The organism is Microbacterium sp. Au-Mic1 (assembly GCF_021341785.1).
Lineage (GTDB): Bacteria > Actinomycetota > Actinomycetes > Actinomycetales > Microbacteriaceae > Microbacterium.
Genome location: NZ_JAJTTF010000006.1, coordinates 151,264 through 169,058, shown reverse-complemented (window position 1 = coordinate 169,058; position 17,795 = coordinate 151,264). Strand labels below are relative to the sequence as shown.

At 70.0% G+C, this 17,795-nt stretch carries 17 protein-coding genes; 10 read left to right on the top strand and 7 right to left on the bottom strand.

The features are described 5' to 3' along the window. Positions 1-13 precede the first annotated feature (13 nt). Positions 14-709, bottom strand: coding sequence for a hypothetical protein (locus LXM50_RS10100; RefSeq protein ID WP_233311191.1), 696 nt, complete (start codon positions 707-709; stop codon positions 14-16). A 78-nt stretch (positions 710-787) separates the two neighbouring features. Beyond that, complete coding sequence (locus LXM50_RS10095) at positions 788-2,038, bottom strand: LCP family protein (protein WP_233311190.1); 1,251 nt, start codon at positions 2,036-2,038, stop codon at positions 788-790. Positions 2,039-2,218: 180 nt separating this feature from the next. Between LXM50_RS10095 and LXM50_RS10090 the strand changes: the two genes are divergently transcribed. Then, a complete protein-coding gene (locus LXM50_RS10090) occupies positions 2,219-2,593 on the top strand; it encodes a YbjQ family protein (protein ID WP_233311189.1) in 375 nt (124 codons plus the stop codon). A 44-nt stretch (positions 2,594-2,637) separates the two neighbouring features. On the opposite strand, the gene LXM50_RS10085 is transcribed toward LXM50_RS10090, so the two are convergent. From LXM50_RS10085 to LXM50_RS10070, 4 genes are read right to left on the bottom strand one after another with little or no spacing between them, the layout of a single operon-like run. Beyond that, a complete protein-coding gene (locus LXM50_RS10085; protein ID WP_233311188.1) occupies positions 2,638-2,877 on the bottom strand; it encodes a helix-turn-helix transcriptional regulator in 240 nt (79 codons plus the stop codon). After that, complete coding sequence (locus LXM50_RS10080) at positions 2,874-3,620, bottom strand: hypothetical protein (RefSeq protein ID WP_233311187.1); 747 nt, start codon at positions 3,618-3,620, stop codon at positions 2,874-2,876. The genes LXM50_RS10085 and LXM50_RS10080 overlap by 4 nt, the downstream gene beginning before the upstream one ends. Beyond that, the gene (locus LXM50_RS10075) at positions 3,617-4,258 is read right to left on the bottom strand and encodes a hypothetical protein (protein WP_233311186.1); all 642 of its coding nucleotides are present in this window, start codon (positions 4,256-4,258) and stop codon (positions 3,617-3,619) included. Before LXM50_RS10075 ends, LXM50_RS10080 begins: the two co-directional genes overlap by 4 nt. Further along, the gene (locus LXM50_RS10070; protein WP_233311185.1) at positions 4,255-4,890 is read right to left on the bottom strand and encodes a hypothetical protein; all 636 of its coding nucleotides are present in this window, start codon (positions 4,888-4,890) and stop codon (positions 4,255-4,257) included. Before LXM50_RS10070 ends, LXM50_RS10075 begins: the two co-directional genes overlap by 4 nt. Before the next feature lie 269 nt (positions 4,891-5,159). On the opposite strand from LXM50_RS10070, the gene LXM50_RS10065 reads away from it, so the two are divergent. Then, a complete protein-coding gene (locus LXM50_RS10065) occupies positions 5,160-7,688 on the top strand; it encodes an ATP-dependent Clp protease ATP-binding subunit (protein WP_233311184.1) in 2,529 nt (842 codons plus the stop codon). Between the two features lie 79 nt (positions 7,689-7,767). On the opposite strand, the gene LXM50_RS10060 is transcribed toward LXM50_RS10065, so the two are convergent. Continuing rightward, positions 7,768-8,025, bottom strand: a complete 258-nt coding sequence (locus tag LXM50_RS10060; protein WP_233311183.1) for a hypothetical protein — start codon at positions 8,023-8,025, stop codon at positions 7,768-7,770. 373 nt (positions 8,026-8,398) lie between these two features. On the opposite strand from LXM50_RS10060, the gene LXM50_RS10055 reads away from it, so the two are divergent. From LXM50_RS10055 to LXM50_RS10020, 8 genes are all read left to right on the top strand, one after another. Further along, positions 8,399-9,847, top strand: a complete 1,449-nt coding sequence (locus tag LXM50_RS10055; protein ID WP_233311182.1) for an aldehyde dehydrogenase family protein — start codon at positions 8,399-8,401, stop codon at positions 9,845-9,847. Positions 9,848-10,036: 189 nt separating this feature from the next. Next, positions 10,037-11,917 (top strand): FAD-dependent oxidoreductase, encoded by a 1,881-nt coding sequence (locus LXM50_RS10050; protein ID WP_233311181.1) that lies wholly within the window; start codon positions 10,037-10,039, stop codon positions 11,915-11,917. Between the two features lie 180 nt (positions 11,918-12,097). Further along, positions 12,098-13,099 (top strand): amidohydrolase family protein, encoded by a 1,002-nt coding sequence (locus tag LXM50_RS10045; protein WP_233311180.1) that lies wholly within the window; start codon positions 12,098-12,100, stop codon positions 13,097-13,099. A gap of 34 nt (positions 13,100-13,133) precedes the next feature. Next, complete coding sequence (locus LXM50_RS10040; RefSeq protein ID WP_233311179.1) at positions 13,134-14,156, top strand: hypothetical protein; 1,023 nt, start codon at positions 13,134-13,136, stop codon at positions 14,154-14,156. Continuing rightward, a complete protein-coding gene (locus LXM50_RS10035; protein WP_233311178.1) occupies positions 14,153-14,824 on the top strand; it encodes an RraA family protein in 672 nt (223 codons plus the stop codon). The genes LXM50_RS10040 and LXM50_RS10035 overlap by 4 nt, the downstream gene beginning before the upstream one ends. Further along, the gene (locus LXM50_RS10030; protein WP_233311177.1) at positions 14,821-15,474 is read left to right on the top strand and encodes an RraA family protein; all 654 of its coding nucleotides are present in this window, start codon (positions 14,821-14,823) and stop codon (positions 15,472-15,474) included. Before LXM50_RS10035 ends, LXM50_RS10030 begins: the two co-directional genes overlap by 4 nt. Next, positions 15,471-16,133 carry a 4-carboxy-4-hydroxy-2-oxoadipate aldolase/oxaloacetate decarboxylase gene (locus LXM50_RS10025; protein ID WP_233311176.1) on the top strand — a complete coding sequence of 221 codons (663 nt, stop codon included), beginning with the start codon at positions 15,471-15,473 and terminating at the stop codon, positions 16,131-16,133. Before LXM50_RS10030 ends, LXM50_RS10025 begins: the two co-directional genes overlap by 4 nt. Then, complete coding sequence (locus LXM50_RS10020; RefSeq protein WP_233311175.1) at positions 16,130-17,776, top strand: FAD-dependent monooxygenase; 1,647 nt, start codon at positions 16,130-16,132, stop codon at positions 17,774-17,776. Before LXM50_RS10025 ends, LXM50_RS10020 begins: the two co-directional genes overlap by 4 nt. Positions 17,777-17,795 lie beyond the last annotated feature (19 nt).

Below are 17,795 nucleotides of genomic sequence, written 5' to 3'. Positions count from 1 at the left end.
GAACGCGCCTCGGCTACGGGAACAATTGATCCAGCACCGCCCAATCGCTGTCATCGAAGGCCTTCGTCGCGGCGGCCTCGGCAGCCGGGGAGACGTGGCCGGACACGAGCCTGTTCCAGATCGTTCGGGCGGTGTCCAGATCCTGCGTGCGCACAGCGGCGCCGATGGCTGCCAGTCCGTCGGTGTAGTCCGCGTTACTCACTCCCGGCACCTCGTCATACGGGTGGTAGGAATCGATCCACGGGAGCGTGGGGTCGGGGCGGACGATCAACTGCGCGCTCGGTTGGATGGCGATGCCGACGACGTGGTTGAACCGCGCGAGCGTCCACTGGTCGAAGCACAGGCGATCCTCGATCGCGAACAGGTTGTCGTTGGGGGCGACGACGTACGCGTAGACGCCGTCGGCATGCGTGACGATGTCTCCCCGCGCTCCGGGCCGGGATCCGCGGTCCTGGATCGCGTCGGCTTTGAGCAGGTGTGCCGCATCGCCCATCAGGTTGTAGGACGCCTCGGCGGTGCACCCGTCCGGGCTGGGCGTGGGCGAAGCGGTGGCGACCGGAGTACTGCGAGGCCTGGCCGAAGCCGCCGCGGCTGCGGCGGGACGCCCGATGCCGCCGAGGGTGGCGAACGCGGGGTAGGCCAGCACCACCAACCCCGCGACGACGGCGGCGGCACCGACCCCGGTGGCGACCTTGGCGACACGACTCACGACGACAACCGTACGACGGCGCGCCCTCGCGCGACAGAGCGGTGTCGCGGTGGCGATGACACGCCGCCATAGATTGCGTCAGTTCACGCAGGGTACGTTCCCCGACTGCAGCGGGGACGACGAGTCCGTGTAGACCGGGTTCGGCGTCGCCGGGGCGGAGGACCCGGACGACCCGGATCCGGACGTCGATCCCGGAGACGACGACGGCGCCGGGGACGCAGAAGGCGCAGCGGTCGGCGGGTTCAGCAGGTCGTGCACCTGTGCGCGGATCGCGTCCACGTCGACGATGTTCACGCTCTGCCCGTCGATGGTGTCGAAGTGGTCGATCGGCAGCGTCACGAACGAGATGTTGCCGCCGGCCAGGCTCTGCGCCTGCTGCGCGAACGACAGCAGATCCAGCTGGTCGTCGAGCGCGATGTCCTTCTTCGCCACGTCGATGAGCTTCTGCAGCTTGCCGAAGTCGGTGAACGTTGACGCCTGCTTGAGCTTCACCGCCAGCGACACCATGAACGCCTGCTGGCGTCGGGTGCGATCCAGATCCGTCATGTCGAAGTCGCTCGACGTGGTGTCACGGCGCTGCCGCACGAACGCCATCGACTGCGCGGCGTTCAGCTCCTGCACGCCGGCGGGGAAGTCGGCGCCCGAGAACGTATCGGCGGTCGCATGGTTCAGGCACACCGTGATGGGCTGCACGGCCTCGGCCACCTCGTAGAAGGCGGCCATCGTCACCTCGACGAAGTGATCGATCCGCACGTCGCCGAGGAACGCCGACACCGTCTTGATCGTGCTCTGCCGCGCCGCCGTGCGGGACTGCTGATACGCGTCGGCCTCTGCGACGCCCTTGTCCGTCAGCTTCTGCATCGAGGCGTTCATGGCATCGCCGTACGCCTCCTTGATCTTGCCCTTGTCCACGCCACCGGGGGAGTCGGGGAAGTCCACGTAGTCGTCGCGCGGGATCGAGATCCCCACCGCCTTCCCGCCGTTCGCGGGGATGTGGATCAGCATCAGCACGTTCGTGTTGTAGCCGCCGACCGAGGCATCCTCCGCGTGGATCTGGTCGTAGATCGCCTGCGGGAACGGCTTGCCGTTCTCATCCACCCGGCTGTCCAGACCCATGATCAGGATGTTCGTCTCGCCGGTGTTCTGCTTCGGCCCCGTCACGCCGGCGATCGACGAACGATGGATCCCGTTGTTCGCGTCGGCGTAGGTGATGACCACGAACGCGGCCGCGGCGATCAGCGCGAGCACGATCACAGCGATGATCCCCACGACCCACCGGCGTCGTCGATACATGCGGCGCCGGGCGGCGTGCTGGGGGCTCATCGTCATCGTCCGGATCCGTTCCTGTCGGGGGCAGTTGTCGTGCGGGTCTGCGGTCTGGCGGGACTTCGATCTTCCGACGGGCACCTGTGCAGACTCCGGGAGCGCCTGTGCGCGCTCTGGGAGAGGTGGAGATGGGAGGCAGGAAGACAGGTGCGCCGGATCCGGTCGCCGTGCGACGATGAGCGCATGTTCATGGTGACGACGAACGACGTTCCCGGCTATCGCGTGACCCAGGTGCTCGGCGAGGTCATGGGCCTCACCGTGCGCTCCACGAACTTCGGACAGGGCTTCACCGCGGGCTTCCGTGCCCTCGGCGGCGGAGAGATCCCCGAGTTCACGAAGCTCATGTACGAGAGCCGCTACGAGGTGATGAACCGGATGTGGGGCGAAGCGGTGCAGCGCGGTGCCAACGCGGTGATCGCCATGCGCTTCGACTCCGGCTCGCTCGGCAGCTTCAGCGAGATGTGCGCCTACGGCACCGCCGTGGTGATCGAGCCGATCGATGGCGCCGTGCCCGCGCCGGCCCAGCCTGCCGCACCGCCGGCCCCGCCCGTGGCCTGATCCAGGGAGGCTCGCGCTGCGGAGTCACGGGCCGGACCCAGCGCTCAGTCTCGCGCGGCCAGGACCAGCAGGTCACCCACCTCGCATTGCAGCGCCTCGCACACCGCGCGCAGGGTCGAGTAGCGGATCGCCCTGGCCCGGTCGTTCTTGAGCACCGACAGATTCACGATGCTCACCCCGACCATCTCGCTCAACTGGGTGAGCGTCATCCCGCGCGCGGCGAGCAGTTCGTCGAGGCGGCAGTGGATCCCGGTGTCGTCCTCGTCGGAGGCCGCGGGGGTCACACCAGGCCCTCCGTGTCCTGCTGCAGAAGATCGCGTTCTTTCTGAATCCGGATGCCCTGGTGGAACACCGCGGCAAGGGCTGACAGTGCGATCGCCCCGCCGACTGGAAGCAGACTCGCGGAGAGAACGAATGAGTCCGGGTGCCACGGCGATCCGGCGGGGAAGGCTTCGCGCACCGCCAAGGTGCTGGTGATGTCGCTCAGCAGATCGCCGGCGATCCCGACCACCAGGAGCACCACGGCGCCGACGATCAGCGCGCGGGTCACCGTGCGATGGAACGCCCGACCGCGCAGCGTCTGGAAGCAGATGATTGCGATCAACGCCGCCGGTAACGTCGAGACGATGAGGCTGCAGGTCTGGCTGATCGCCGCGAGGGCATGGATCCCCCCGCTCGCGTTCACCACGGTGAATCGTGCCATCGCGGCCGGGCTGCAACTGATCGACGGTCCGCTCGCGTCGCCGAACTCCGTGCACGGGAGGTCTGCTGGGAGAGGGACGGCGAACCCGGATCCGTCCAGTTCGACCCAGTTCGTGGTGACCGCCTTGATCATGATCATGATGAGCGCGAAGCCGGAGATCGCGACCCACCAACCGCTGAGTGAGAGCGCCATGTCAAGGATGAGTGTGGTGCTGCGACGGCGCCGCCCGCGCCAGAACACGACGATGCCGACCGCGAGCATCACGCCGAGGTAGATGGCGACCTGACCGAGCGAGCCCCAGAGATCTCCGTTGTAGGTGATCACACCAGGCCCTCCGCATCCTTCTGCATGCGCGCGCCGAGCTGGAACGCCGTAGCGATCAAGGCGAGCGCGAAGCCCCAGCCGAGAGGCGCGAGATCCAACTCGAGCAGGAACGGCCACAGCACGTGCGTGACCGACGGATCCCCGACGCTCAGGTGATCGACGACTTCCGCGCGCCCGATCGCGCCGGCGAGCTGGCCGAGCACGCCGCCGGCCATCACGAGGCACGCGGCGATCCCGATCGCGGTCGACATGGAGCGCCGGAACGGCCGAGACCGGATCAGCGAGACGCCGAGCCACCAGGCCACGGCGCAGACGCCGATCGTCGCAAGCGCGGGCAGTGCACCCTCGAGCACGAGCAGCAGGCGCGCGAAGAACGGCATCCCCTCGACCGTGACGTGCGCACTCGCGTAGTCCGACTGCAGCACGGCAGGCGCCTGTGCCAGCGCTTTCACGGTCCCGCCGTCGTGCATCGGGAGCAGGATCGTCGGCGCGAGCCCGAACAGGGCGACGGCACGCAGCACGATCGCGACGAGGGCGGCGATCGCGACGCTCACCGCGCCGGTGGCGATGAGCCCGAGCACGAACCCCTCGCCGAGACGGGATCGTGACGCTGCGGTAGCACTGCCCTTCGTGTTCATACCAGTCCCTCCGTATCCTTCTGCAGGCGTGCGCCTCGCCGGAACGCGATCGTGACGAGGCCCAGTGCGACGCCGGCGCTGAAAAGCGGAAGCCACGACCAGTACCGGTCTGAATCGACCGAGCCGTCGTTCTCGATGGAGAGGGCCGCAAGCACTCCATTGCGCCCGAACGTGTCCAGCATGAAGATCAGCGCGGGGGCGAGGGCGAGTGCCCAGCTGATCACCGCCAGGGCGCGCACCGTTCCCCGCGCGAAGAAGCGGCCGCGCAGGAACGACCATGCGATCCACAGCGTTCCACCCACGATGGTCAGTGCGGCCGCGGCGAAGACGGCGTGCGAAAGTGCGATCGCGATGATGCTGACGACATTCACGTTCGGCGCGATGACGAGGGCCTCGGTCGCGTAGCCGTGCAGGGACCCGACCCCTGATCCCACGGTCGCCTCGATCGGCTGCTGATCAATCGGCAGGATCCAGCCGATGCCGTCCGAGCGGAAGGTCTGCAGCGCCCGCAGCGAAACGAGGCCGATGATGACGACGCTGGCCAGCAGACCGACGATCAGCACGGTGATCGCGTCGGCGCGTTCGGATCGGGTCGTCAGCGCCTGCGAGGGCGCCGGTCTGAGATCGTTCATCGGCAACTCCTTATCGAGGAACGTTGTTATCGATGTTCGTTAACATAACGACAGTCGATAAGGGCGTCAAGGGATGAGCGGATCAGGGACCGTCGGCGGTCCCCAGGATCGGATCCGGATCCGCTCGCGTCACAGTCCGTCGCGCGGGTCAGCCGACGGCGAACAACGGCATACGGCCCTCGCCCGGTCGTTACTCTCGATGTATCCGGCACGAACTGTGCCATCGCCCTCACCGGGCAGCCCCCACCGGGCAACGAACAAGGAGTGACATGTTCGAGAGATTCACCGACCGAGCCCGTCGTGTCGTCGTCCTCGCCCAGGAAGAGGCGAAGATGCTCAACCACAACTACATCGGCACCGAGCACATCCTCCTCGGCCTCATCCACGAGGGCGAGGGAGCCGCTGCCAAGGCGCTGGAGTCGCTCGGCATCTCCCTCGAGTCCGTGCGCGAGCAGGTGCAGGACATCATCGGCCAGGGTCAGCAGCAGCCGACCGGCCACATCCCCTTCACGCCGCGCGCGAAGAAGGTGCTCGAGCTGAGCCTGCGCGAGGCGCTGCAGCTCGGCCACAACTACATCGGCACCGAGCACATCCTGCTCGGCCTCATCCGCGAGGGTGAGGGCGTGGCCGCCCAGGTGCTCGTCAAGCTCGGCGCCGACCTGAACAAGGTGCGCCAGCAGGTCATCCAGATGCTCTCCGGATCCCCGGGGCGCGAGCCGGCCGCCGTCTCCGGCGCCGCGCACGACAGCAGCCAGCAGCAGGCCCAGGGCGGATCGCAGGTGCTCGACCAGTTCGGGCGCAACCTCACCCAGGCCGCGCGCGACAACAAGCTCGACCCGGTGATCGGGCGCGAGAAGGAGATCGAGCGGGTCATGCAGATCCTCTCCCGCCGCTCCAAGAACAATCCCGTGCTGATCGGCGAGCCCGGCGTCGGCAAGACCGCCGTCGTCGAGGGCCTCGCCCAGGCGATCGTGAAGGGCGATGTCCCGGAGACGCTGAAGGACAAGCAGCTCTACTCGCTCGACCTCGGATCCCTCATCGCCGGATCCCGCTACCGCGGAGACTTCGAGGAGCGCCTGAAGAAGGTCACCAAGGAGATCCGCACGCGCGGGGACATCATCGTCTTCATTGACGAGATCCACACCCTGGTCGGTGCGGGTGCCGCCGAGGGTGCGATCGACGCCGCGTCGATCCTCAAGCCGCTGCTCGCCCGCGGCGAGCTGCAGACCATCGGTGCGACCACGCTCGACGAGTACCGCAAGCACTTCGAGAAGGATGCGGCCCTCGAGCGCCGGTTCCAGCCGATCCAGGTGCAGGAGCCGAACCTCCCGCACACGATCAACATCCTGAAGGGTCTGCGCGACCGCTACGAGGCGCACCACAAGGTGCAGATCACCGACGGCGCCCTTGTGGCCGCGGCGAACCTCGCGGACCGCTACGTCGCCGACCGGTTCCTGCCGGACAAGGCCATCGACCTGATCGACGAGGCCGGCGCCCGCCTGCGCCTGTCGATCCTGTCCTCCCCGCCGGAGCTGCGCGAGTTCGACGACAAGATCGCCAAGGTCCGCGAGGAGAAGGAGCTGGCCTCCGAGGAGCAGGACTTCGAGAAGGCCGCCTCCCTTCGCGACCAGGAGAAGGAGCTGCTCGCCGAGCGGCTGCGCCTGGAGAAGCAGTGGCGCGCCGGCGACGTCGCGACCAACGCGGTCGTCGACGAGGGCCTGATCGCCGAGGTGCTGGCCCAGGCCACGGGCATCCCGGTGTTCAAGCTCACCGAGGAGGAGTCCAGCCGCCTCGTCTTCATGGAGAAGGCGCTGCACCAGCGCGTCATCGGCCAGGAGGAGGCGATCGCCGCCCTGTCCAAGACGATCCGTCGTCAGCGTGCGGGCCTGAAGGACCCGAAGCGCCCCTCCGGCTCGTTCATCTTCGCCGGCCCCACGGGCGTCGGAAAGACTGAGCTCGCCAAGGCGCTCGCCGAATTCCTGTTCGACGACGAGGGAGCCCTGATCTCTCTCGACATGAGCGAGTTCGGCGAGAAGCACACCGTCTCGCGGCTGTTCGGAGCCCCTCCCGGGTTCGTCGGCTTCGAGGAGGGCGGCCAGCTCACCGAGAAGGTGCGCCGCAAGCCGTTCTCCGTGGTGCTCTTCGACGAGATCGAGAAGGCCCACCCGGACATCTTCAACTCGCTGCTGCAGATCCTCGAGGAGGGCCGCCTCACCGACGGCCAGGGGCGCGTCATCGACTTCAAGAACACCGTGATCATCATGACCACGAACCTCGGTTCGTCGGCGATCGCCGGTGGTCCGGTCGGCTTCCAGATCGAGGGCAACTCGCAGACGACCTACGAGCGGATGAAGGGCAAGGTCGACGAGGAGCTCAAGCGCAACTTCAAGCCCGAGTTCCTGAACCGTCTCGACGACGTCATCGTGTTCCCGCAGCTGAACAAGGACGAGCTGCGTCAGATCGTCGGCCTGTTCACGAAGCGCCTCAGCGACCGCCTGCTCGACCGCGACATGACGGTGGAGCTGACGGATGCGGCCAAGGACCAGCTCATCGAGATCGGGTTCGATCCGACGCTCGGCGCCCGCCCGCTGCGTCGTGCGATGCAGCGCGAGGTCGAGGACCAGCTGTCGGAGAAGATCCTGCACGGCGAGCTCAACCCCGGCGACCACGTGCACGTGGACGCGAAGGACGGGAAGTTCGTCTTCACGACGGGCCCGCGCGGCGAGAAGGTCTCCGTCGGCGTGAACACCGCCGGCACGATCCCGACCACGCCGGACATCGCGGCAGGCGCGGCCTGACCGGATCCGGTTCCCCACACGCGAAAGGGGGACGAGCACTTCGGTGCTCGTCCCCCTTTCGCGTGTTTCAGAGGTCGGTTCAGCGGCTCCGGGCGGTGGATGGACGGCGACGGCTCCGTGCAGAACGACGTCGGCGCTGCTGCCCCGCAGATGCGGACGCACCGAAGGACTCCAGGGCGCTGCGCGCGGCGGAGAGGGATGGATAACTGCCAAGGCGGCGGCTGTGCCGGTCGTGGAGGACGTGCGACGCACCGTCGACGGCCACGAAGCCGGCATACTCGCCGTCTCGGGTCGCCACGTACACGTCGTGGTCCGCCTGTTTCCAGGTGATGTTCATGGTGATACTTCTTCGTGCTGTCCGGCGGCGCGCGGCCGCCGGGAAAAGTCGGATCCTGTCCGGACGCGCGAAAACGCATCGGTGCGATTCGCGGATGTCACTCCGGACGGGTGGCCCGAGGTTCATCTCGAGGATTGATCTCAGGACCGGATGGCGCGGCGCCGAAGAGACGTCGGCGGGCCAGGCGCAATCCAACAGACTAGCAGATCTCGTGGCTTCGCGCATGCCGCCCGGGTCGCGCCCCTGAGTCATGCCCCCACGACACGGTGTCTGAGCCGAGCGCTCCTCCTTGCGCCGCTGCGACGGGGAGAGCGGGCGCGCAGGTCGAATAGCATCGCCCTGGCAGCACTCGACGAGGAGGACGGAGACGGCGATGGCGCGGTGGCACATCGAGGACATCGACGGGCTCATCTTCTCGGACGGATGGGTTCCCGGGGCCGGCGGCGTGCAGTCGATCGTGTCGCCCGGAGACGGCGGCGTCGTGGCGAAGGCGGGGCTCGCCGACGAGTCGGACGTCGCACGCGCGGGCGAGAGCGCGCTCGCCGCCCAGGCCGCCTGGGGTCGTACGTCCTACCGCACCAGAGCCGAGGTGCTCATGGGGGCGGCCGCCGCGCTGCGCGAGATCCGCGCGGACGTCGAGCATGTCCTGATCCGGGAGAGCGGCTCGCTCCCGGGCAAGGCGCGGCATGAGGTCGACAAAGCCATCGACGAGCTCGTCGCTGCGGCGGGGCTGGTGACGATGTCGCAGGGCGACCTGCTGCCGGTCGAGGATCCCGCGACGATCGGAATGGCGCGGCGGATCCCGGTCGGGGTCGTCGGCGTGATCTCGCCCTGGAACGCCCCGCTCATGCTCGCGATCCGCTCGGTCGCGCCGGCGATCGCGCTCGGCAACGCCGTGCTGCTCAAGCCCGACGTCAAGACGGCGTTCTCCGGAGGCGCGGCGATCGCCGAGGTGTTCCGCCGAGCCGGCCTTCCGGACGGCGTGCTGCACGTGCTCCCCGGCGGGCCCGAGACGGGGGAGGCCGTGGTGCGCTCCCCGCACACGAACGTGATCTCCTTCACCGGCTCCTCCGCCGCGGGCCGCAGGGTCGGCGAGGTCGCCGGGGGTCTGCTCAAGCGTGTGGTGCTCGAGCTCGGCGGCAACAACGCGTTCCTCGTGATGGCCGACGCGGATCTGGACCAGGCGGTCACCGCCGGCGTCGCCGGCTCCTTCCGGCATCAGGGACAGATCTGCATGGCGACCGGACGCCACCTCGTGCATGAGAGCATCGCCGACGAGTACGTGGAGCGCCTGCGGGCGGCCGCGGCGGCACTGGTGCCCGGCGATCCGCTCGCACCCGGTACGACGCTCGGCCCCCTCATCACCGCCGCGCAGACCGAGCGGGTGCACGGGATCGTCCAGGCGGCGATCGCCGACGGCGCCCGTGTCGTCCACGGCGGCGCCCACGACGGCCTGTTCTACGCACCGACGGTGCTGGACGGGGTGGACCGGGACAATGCGGCCTTCCGGTCGGAGATCTTCGGCCCCGTCGCGCCCGTCACCCGATTCCGGACGGAGGAGGAGGCCCTGGCGCTGGCCAATGCGAGCGACTACGGCCTCACGGCGGCGATCCACACGCGCGACGTCGCCCGCGCGCTCGGCTTCGCGGCGCGGCTGCGGGCCGGCATGGTGGCCGTCAACGGGCAGACGATCTACGACGCCGCGCACATCCCGATGGGCGGGATCGGCGCCTCCGGCAACGGCGGCCGACACGGCGGTCACTGGAACCTGGACGAGTTCACCTACTGGCAGTGGGTGACCGTCCCTACGATCTCGGGCTGAGAACCGGCCTGCGGGCGGAAGAGGGCGTGCTGCTCCGAGGGGGACGGCACGTCCTCCTTCGTCGTGTCCGGGGGCGATGACGGGTTGCGACATGGTGTCGGAATCGGCGGCCGACTTTCGCGTTCTCGGCACGTATCGTCGCGTTCCGACCCCTCCCTAGCCTGGGATTCCGCATTCGAGGAGGAATCCGTGACCGCATCCGTGAAGAGCCCCCGCGCCCCCCTGCCGCCGCTCGGCGAGGACGAGTGGCCCGAGGCCGTCGAGGTCGTCATCATGGGCGGCGGGCCGGTCGGCCTGAGCTGTGCGATCCTGCTCGCCCAGCGCGGCATCGACGTGCTGCTCGTCGAGCGGCGCGACTTCGTGTTCCGCTTCCCCCGCGCCCACCTGCTCAACCCGCGCACCATGGAGGCGTTCCACGACATGGGCGTCGCCGACGACATCTACGCCGCAACGCCCACACACGACCGCTGGCGCAAGGCGGTCTGGTACACGACCGCGACCGGACCCGGGCGCTTCGACGGACTCAAGATCGGCGAGGTCCCGGCATGGGGCGGCGGACCCGACGCCGAGCGTTACCGGGCCTCGAGCCCGCGAGCGTTCGCGAACATGCCGCAGCTGCGGCTGGATCCCCTCATCCACCGGCACGCGGTCGCCGCAGCACCCGGCCGGATCCGAGCGAAGCAGGAGGTCGTCGGCATCCGGCAGGACGCCGAGTCCGCGACCGTCGAGATCCGCGACGTGGTCTCGGACGAGGTCCGCGAGGTGCGCGCCCGCTACGTGATCGGCGCCGACGGCGGACGCGACAGCGCGGCTCTGCTCGGCGTCGAGCTGGAAGGGCCGCGGGACATGCGCGAGGTCGTGAACTACCACGTGAGCCTCGACCTGTCGGCATGGTCGGAGCCCGACGCGCTGCTCGGTCATTTCCTGCATCCGGCGGGCGGCGCGCGCCGGCGCGGCACGATCCAGGCGCTCGGCCCCACGCACTACGACCGCGACTCCGAGGAGTGGCTGGTCTCGGTCGCCGGCTGGATGGTCGAGGGGGATCCGAGCGACGAGCAGGTGCTCTTCGACTCGATCCGGCGCATGCTCGGCCTCGCCGAGGACCATGCCATCACCATGCACTCGATGACCCGGTGGACGTACAACGGACTGGTCGCGAAGCGGTTCCGCACCGGCCGCGTGTTCCTCGCGGGCGACGCCGCGCACAAGCACCCGCCGACGGGCGGCCTGGGCCTGAACAGCGGCATCCAGGACGCGCAGAACCTGTGCTGGAAGCTCGCCGCGGTGCTGGACGGCCAGGCCCCCGATGCGCTGCTGGATAGCTATCAGGCCGAGCGGCGGCCGATCGTGGCGTGGTACACCGCGCACTCGCTCGAGAACGCGAACCGGCACCCCCCGATCGCCGCGGCACTCGGCTTCAGCGAGGACGAGGCGGAGGGGTTCCGCAACCTCGAGGTGTTCGTGAGCGAGACCCCCGAGGGGGAGGCGATGCGCGCCCGCGTCGAGGCCGAGGTCGCGCACAATGCGCACGACTACAGCCAGCTCGGCGTCGAGGCCGGGTTCCACTACGAGGCGGGCGCTCTGGTGCCGGACGGCACTCCGGTGCCGGGCGACCCCGCCGACCCCACCGACTTCCAGGCGACGTCGCGTCCGGGCCATCACCTGCCCCACGTCTGGCTGGCGAGCCGCACCGCGGAGGGCGGCGCCGCGGTGTCCTCGCACGACCTCGTCGAGCGTGTGGGGCTGACCCTGCTCACCTCGGAATCCGCCGCGGGCCGGTGGCAGGAGGCGATCGACCTCATTGGCGGCGCCCTGCCGGTCACCGTCGTCGCGATCGACGACGCCGACGGCGCGTGGAACGGTGCGCGCGAGATCGGCGAGGACGGCGCGCTGCTCGTGCGCCCCGACCGCAAGGTCGCGTGGCGGTCGGCGGGCATGCCGGAGGACCCGTCGATGGTGCTCGACGACGCGCTCGCGGTGATCCTGCGCGGCGGCGACGTCCCCGTCGAGGACCCGGCCGAGCCGTTCCTGAAGCGCATCCGCGCCGCCGCGAGCGTCCTCGTGCAGTGACCTCCGAGCCGCGGCGCCCGAACCGCGGCGCCCGGGGCGGACCCGATTCGGACACCGTGTCGGATCCGTCCCGGGGAGTTTCCCGCAGCCGGCCGATCCGCCCCGATGCGGCCTCTCATAGCGTCGAGACAGCGACGAAGCCCCGGCCCTCCGGACCGCAGAAGACTAGAAGGAGCCCCCGTGATCATCGATGTCCACGGCCACATGTCCGCCCCGGATGCGTACTACGCGTGGAAGGCCTCGCTGCTCGCCGCCCGCGGCTCGCACGGCGGCAAGCCCCCGGTCATCAGCGACGACGCCCTCATCGCCTCGTACAACGCACCGCATCCGAGCTTCGGGAACATCTCGCACCTCGACCACATCGACGGGGCGGGGATCGATCTGCAGCTGCTCTCCCCGCGGCCGTTCCACGCGATGCACTCCGAGCGCCCGACGAAGATCGTCGAGTGGTTCACGGCCGAGACCAACAACCTCATCCACCGCGCGACCGAGCTCTTCCCCGGCCGCTTCCGGGGCGTCGCCGGGATCCCGCAGAGCCCGTACTTGAGCGTCGAGCAGTGGCTGCCCGAGCTGCGCCGCGCCGTCACCGAGCTCGGCTTCGTCGGGGCGATGGTCAACTCCGACCCCTATGAGGGCACCGAGGTGCCGCCGGCGATGGGCGAGCGCTACTGGTACCCGCTCTACGAGGCGCTCTGCGAGCTCGACGTGCCGATGCTGCTGCACTCGGCGGGGTGCAAGTTCCCCTCTCGCGAGCCGTACAGCCTGCACTTCATCCAGGAGGAGACGGTCTCGGTCTGGAGCATGATCCAGGCGAACGTCTTCGCCGATTTCCCGGATCTGAAGGTCGTCGTCGCGCACGGCGGCGGGGCGATCCCGTACCAGATGGGCCGGTTCCTGCCCTCGGTCGTGCGCACCGGCGTCTCCTACCTCGACAAGCTGCGCAACTTCCACTTCGACTCCTGCCTCTACACCCAGGAGAGCCTCGAGCTGCTGCTCAAGGCCGTCGGGACCGACCGCGTGCTCTTCGGATCCGAGAAGCCGGGCACCGGGTCGCAGATCGACCCGGCGACCGGGCGCTGGTTCGACGACATCCACCTGCTCATCGACGACATCGAGTGGCTCGACGACGACCGTCGCGCCGACGTGCTCGAGAACAACGCGCGCGCCCTCTTCCGTCTCTGACGGCCGCGCCCCGCACTCCGAGAAAGGATCCACCATGACCGAGATCGTCGCCGGATTCGGCACCTCGCACGGCCCGCAGCTCAAGGCCGCGCCGCCCGAGGCCTGGGAGACGCGCGGCGTCGCCGACCGTCGCAGCAAGGGCCTGAAGTTCCGCGGGGGCACGTACTCGTTCGAGGAGCTCAAGGCCCTCCGTGAGGACTTCTCCGCCGAGATCACCCACGACGTCATGCAGCGCCGCTGGGACAGCTGCCAGGCGTCGATGGACTCGCTCTCCCGCTTCATCGCGGATCAGGACGTGGACGTGCTCGTCATCATCTCGAGCGACCACAAGGAGACCTACGGCGACGAGTGGCTCGCACCGTTCTCGGTGTTCTGGGGCGACGAGGTCGCCCACGTGCCGTACACGCAGGCGCAGCTGGACGAGATGGCTCCCGGCCTCGCCGAGGCCGCGATGGGGGATGTGCCCGATCGCACGGTCATTCGCCCCACGCACCGCGCGCTCGGCAAGCACATCATCCAGTCGACCCAAGCGGATGACTTCGACACCGGCGCGACGGAGATCATCCCGGCCGGACGCTACGAGAACCACACGATCCCGCACGGCTTCGGTTTCATCTACCAGCGCTTCCTCGGCCAGGAGTCGACGATCCCGATGGTGCCGATCTTCATCAACACGTTCTGGGAGCCGAATCCGCCGAGCGCCAAGCGCTGCTACGACTTCGGACGCGCCGTCGGGCGGGCGATCCAGTCGTTCCCCGGAGACCTGAGGGTCGGCGTCGTCGCGTCCGGCGGCCTCAGTCACTTCGTCATCGACGAGAAGCTCGACTCCGAGTTCATCCAGGCGATGAAGGACCACGACGCCGCGTACCTCTCGTCGGTCCCCGCGGGCGAGATGATGTCGGGCGCCTCCGAGCTGCGCAACTGGATCGCGGTCGCCGGCATCGCCGACGAGGTCGGTCTCAGCGTCACGAACGTCGACTACGAGCCGTGCTACCGCACCGAGGCCGGCACGGGCAACGCGATGGGCTTCCTCACCTGGGAGCGGACCGCCCGATGACCGATCCGATCGTCGCGGCGCTGCGCGAGCTGGACAGCTGCGCGGTGTCGGACGCGCTGGACACGCTCGGCCTCCCCGGCGCCGTCACAGCCCTCGCGCCGCGCTGGCCGTCGGCCGGCGTGACCGCGGGCCGGGTGCGCACGGTCACGGCGGCGCCCAAGGCCGCGGCGGGCCCCGCGACGCACATCGCGACGCCGCTCGTCGCCGTCACCGAGCCCGACGACGTCGTCGTGATCGACAACCACGGCCGCATCGACGTGTCGTGCTGGGGCGGTCTGCTCGCCGAGGCCGCCGTGCGCCGCGGCGTGGCCGGCGTGATCGTCGACGGCGCGTGCCGCGACGTGCAGGAGAGCGCCGCGCTCGGCCTGCCCCTGTTCGCCCGCGCCGCCGTGCCGGTGAGCGCGCGCGGCCGGATCGTGCAGCAGGCGGCGGACGAGCGGATCCAGGTCGCGGGCGTCCCGGTCGCCTCCTACGACTACGTGATCGCCGACGTCAACGGCGTCGTGTTCGTCCCCGCCGACCAGGCCGAGCGCGTGGTGGGCCTCGCCCGCCGCATCGCGGACCGGGAGGTGCGCATGGCGGAGGCCGTGCGCGCGGGCCGGGACGTGAGCGAGGTCATGCACGACTCCCAGTTCCCCACCGTCACCGCAGAGGAGCAGAATCCATGACGGATCCCCTCATCGAGCGCTTCCGGGAGCTCGGCACCGCGACCGTCTCGGACGCGCTCGACAAGCTGCGCCGCCCCGGAAGCCTGCTCGGCCTCGCGCCGCTCGCCGACGGCCAGCGCATGGTCGGCCGCGCCTTCACCGTCCGCTACGTCAGCGCGCAGGTGCCGGCCGGCACGGTCGGCGACTTCATCGACCAGGTCGAGCCCGGGCAGGTGGTCGTGCTCGACAACGACGCCCGCGTGGACTGCACGGTGTGGGGGGACATCCTCACCGCCGTCGCGCACCACAGGGGGATCGCCGGCACCGTGATCGAGGGGGTGTGCCGCGACACGCATCGCGCCCTGTCGATCGGCTATCCCATCTACAGCCGCGGGCGCTTCATGCGTACCGGCAAGGACCGGGTCGAGGTCGCCGAGGAGCAGGGGCCGGTCACGATCGGCGGCGTCACCGTCCGTCCGGGCGACATCCTGCTCGGCGACTCCGACGGGGTCGTCGCGATCCCGCAGGACTGCGAGACCGAGGTGCTTGAGGTCGCGGACACGATCCATGCCCGCGAGGAGTCGATCCTCGCCGCAGCGCTCGGCGGCGCGTCGATCGCCGAGGCCCGCGCGCGCTACGGCTACCACGACCTGCAGCGGGCCGAGGCGTGAGCGGCGCGAACCCGGTCGACGCCGCGGAGCTGCTCCGCCTCGGGAGCGCGACGCTGTACGAGGCCTCCGGGCAGGACTGCTTCCTCGACGCGGCGTTCCGCCCCGCCTGGGACGGCGCGGAGATCGTCGGACGCGCGGTGCCGGTGGCGGCGCAGGCGGGGGACAACCTCGCCCTGCACCACGGCCTCGAGGCGGCCGGCCCTGGCGATGTGCTCGTCGTCGACGCCGGGGGAGCGCCCTTCGGCTACTGGGGCGAGGTGATGGCGGTGGCGGCGCAGGCGCGCGGCATCGCGGGCCTCGTGATCGACGGCGGCGTGCGCGACACCGCGCAGCTGCGCGAACTCGGTTTCGCGGCGTTCAGCACCTCGATCTCGATCCGCGGCACGATCAAGCACTGGCCCGGCACGATCGGGATCCCGATCACGCTGCGCGGCCGCGTCGTGAACGCGGGCGACCTGGTGGTCGCGGACCGCGACGGCGTGGCGATCCTGCCCGCTGGCGACGTCGAGCGTATCCGCGACGCGGCGCGCGCTCGTGCCGCGAAGGAGGACGCGTACATGGCGCGCCTGCGCGCGGGGGAGCTCACCCTCGACCTCTACGACTTCCGCCGCTTCGGGGATCCGATCCGTCCGGCGGCCGACCCGAACGGAGCACGATGACCGGCACGCCGGACGCCGACGTCCTCATCATCGGAGCGGGCCCGGTCGGCCTGCTCGCCGCGCTCGACCTGTCCTCCCGCGGGGTCTCGGCGATCGTGGTCGAGACGCGCGACTTCCTCGAACCGCCGAACGTGAAGTGCAACCACGTCGCGTCCCGCACGATGGAGAGCCTGCGCCGGCTCGGGATCGCGGCCGAGGTGCGCGCGGCGGGCCTTCCCGCCGACTACCCGCAGGACGTCGCGTTCCGCACCTCCCTCACCGGGCGAGAGCTGTCCCGCATCCCGATCCCGGCGAGCGGCGAGCGGTACACCGCGACGGACGGGCCCGACACGACCTGGGCGACGCCCGAGCCGCCGCACCGCATCAACCAGACGTTCCTGGAGCCGATCCTCGCCCGGCACGCGGCGGAGGCGCCCGGGGTGACGCTGCTCAACCGCACCCGGTTCCATGCCTTCGCACAGGACGAGGACGGCGTCACCGCGACGATCAGCGACCTCGACGGCGCGCACGAGCGCACCCTGCGCGCCCGCTACCTCATCGGCGCGGATGGCGGCCGATCGGCGGTGCGCAAGCAGATCGGGGCGAAGCTCAGCGGCGATCCGGTGCTGCAGCACGTGCAGTCGACGTGCATCCGCGCTCCGCACCTGTACGGGCTCATGTCGGCCGACGAGCCCCGCGCCTGGGGCTACTACACGTTCAACGCGCGCCGGGTGGGCCACGTCTACGCGATCGACGGCACGGGGACGTTCCTCGTGCACACCTACCTCTCACCCCAGGAGGCGGAGGATCCGGGATCCGTCGACCGCGATGCGGCGATCCGCGCGATCCTCGGCGTCGACGAGGACTTCTCCTACGAGGTCGTCTCGAAGGAGGACTGGGTCGCGCGGCGCCTGCTCGCCGACGGCTTCCGCGACGGCCGGGTCTTCATCGCCGGCGACGCCTGCCACCTCTGGGTGCCGTTCGCGGGGTTCGGCATGAACGCGGGCATCGCCGACGTGCTGAACCTCACCTGGCTGCTCGGCGCGCGAATCGCGGGCTGGGCGGACGAGCGGATCCTGGATGCGTACCAGGCCGAGCGGCGCCCGATCACGGAGCAGGTCTCGCACTTCGCGATGAGCCACCAGCAGAAGCTGGCCAAGCCTGGACTGCCCGCGGCGCTCGAGGACGACGGGCCGGAGGGGGACGAGGCACGTCGAGCGTTCGGCGCCGCCGTCCACGACCTCAACGAGCCGCAGTTCGCCGCGGCGGGTCTCAACTACGGCTACAGCTACGACGCCTCGCCGATCATCCGGTACGACGACGGGACGGCGCCCGAATACACGATGGGCTCCTACACGGCCTCGACGGTCCCCGGCTGCCGCGCCCCGCACTTCCGGGTCGCGGACGGGACCTCGCTCTACGACCTGCTCTCCGCCGGCTACACGGCGGTGTGCGCACCGGGCGTCCCGGTCGCGGTGCTCGCCGCGGCTGCCGAGCTGCGCGGGATCCCGTTCGCCGCCGTCGAGGTCGCGGAAGGGCTGCCGACCGAGTACGACCAGCCGATCACCCTCGTCCGACAGGACCAGACCGTGGTTTGGCGCGGCGCCGCGCCGACCGCTCCGGAGGCCGCCGCGCTCTGGGAGCTGCTCCGCGGGGCCGTCTGACCCGCCTGGCGGTTGCCGC

What these genes read in the sequence shown, in the direction of transcription:
- LXM50_RS10095 (WP_233311190.1), bottom strand. Translation starts at nt 2,038, where the DNA reads ATGACGATGAGCCCCCAGCACGCCGCCCGGCGCCGCATGTATCGACGA.
- LXM50_RS10090 (WP_233311189.1), top strand. Translation starts at nt 2,219, where the DNA reads ATGTTCATGGTGACGACGAACGACGTTCCCGGCTATCGCGTGACCCAG.
- LXM50_RS10075 (WP_233311186.1), bottom strand. Translation starts at nt 4,258, where the DNA reads ATGAACACGAAGGGCAGTGCTACCGCAGCGTCACGATCCCGTCTCGGC.
- LXM50_RS10070 (WP_233311185.1), bottom strand. Translation starts at nt 4,890, where the DNA reads ATGAACGATCTCAGACCGGCGCCCTCGCAGGCGCTGACGACCCGATCC.
- LXM50_RS10065 (WP_233311184.1), top strand. Translation starts at nt 5,160, where the DNA reads ATGTTCGAGAGATTCACCGACCGAGCCCGTCGTGTCGTCGTCCTCGCC.
- LXM50_RS10060 (WP_233311183.1), bottom strand. Translation starts at nt 8,025, where the DNA reads ATGAACATCACCTGGAAACAGGCGGACCACGACGTGTACGTGGCGACC.
- LXM50_RS10055 (WP_233311182.1), top strand. Translation starts at nt 8,399, where the DNA reads ATGGCGCGGTGGCACATCGAGGACATCGACGGGCTCATCTTCTCGGAC.
- LXM50_RS10040 (WP_233311179.1), top strand. Translation starts at nt 13,134, where the DNA reads ATGACCGAGATCGTCGCCGGATTCGGCACCTCGCACGGCCCGCAGCTC.
- LXM50_RS10035 (WP_233311178.1), top strand. Translation starts at nt 14,153, where the DNA reads ATGACCGATCCGATCGTCGCGGCGCTGCGCGAGCTGGACAGCTGCGCG.
- LXM50_RS10030 (WP_233311177.1), top strand. Translation starts at nt 14,821, where the DNA reads ATGACGGATCCCCTCATCGAGCGCTTCCGGGAGCTCGGCACCGCGACC.
- LXM50_RS10020 (WP_233311175.1), top strand. Translation starts at nt 16,130, where the DNA reads ATGACCGGCACGCCGGACGCCGACGTCCTCATCATCGGAGCGGGCCCG.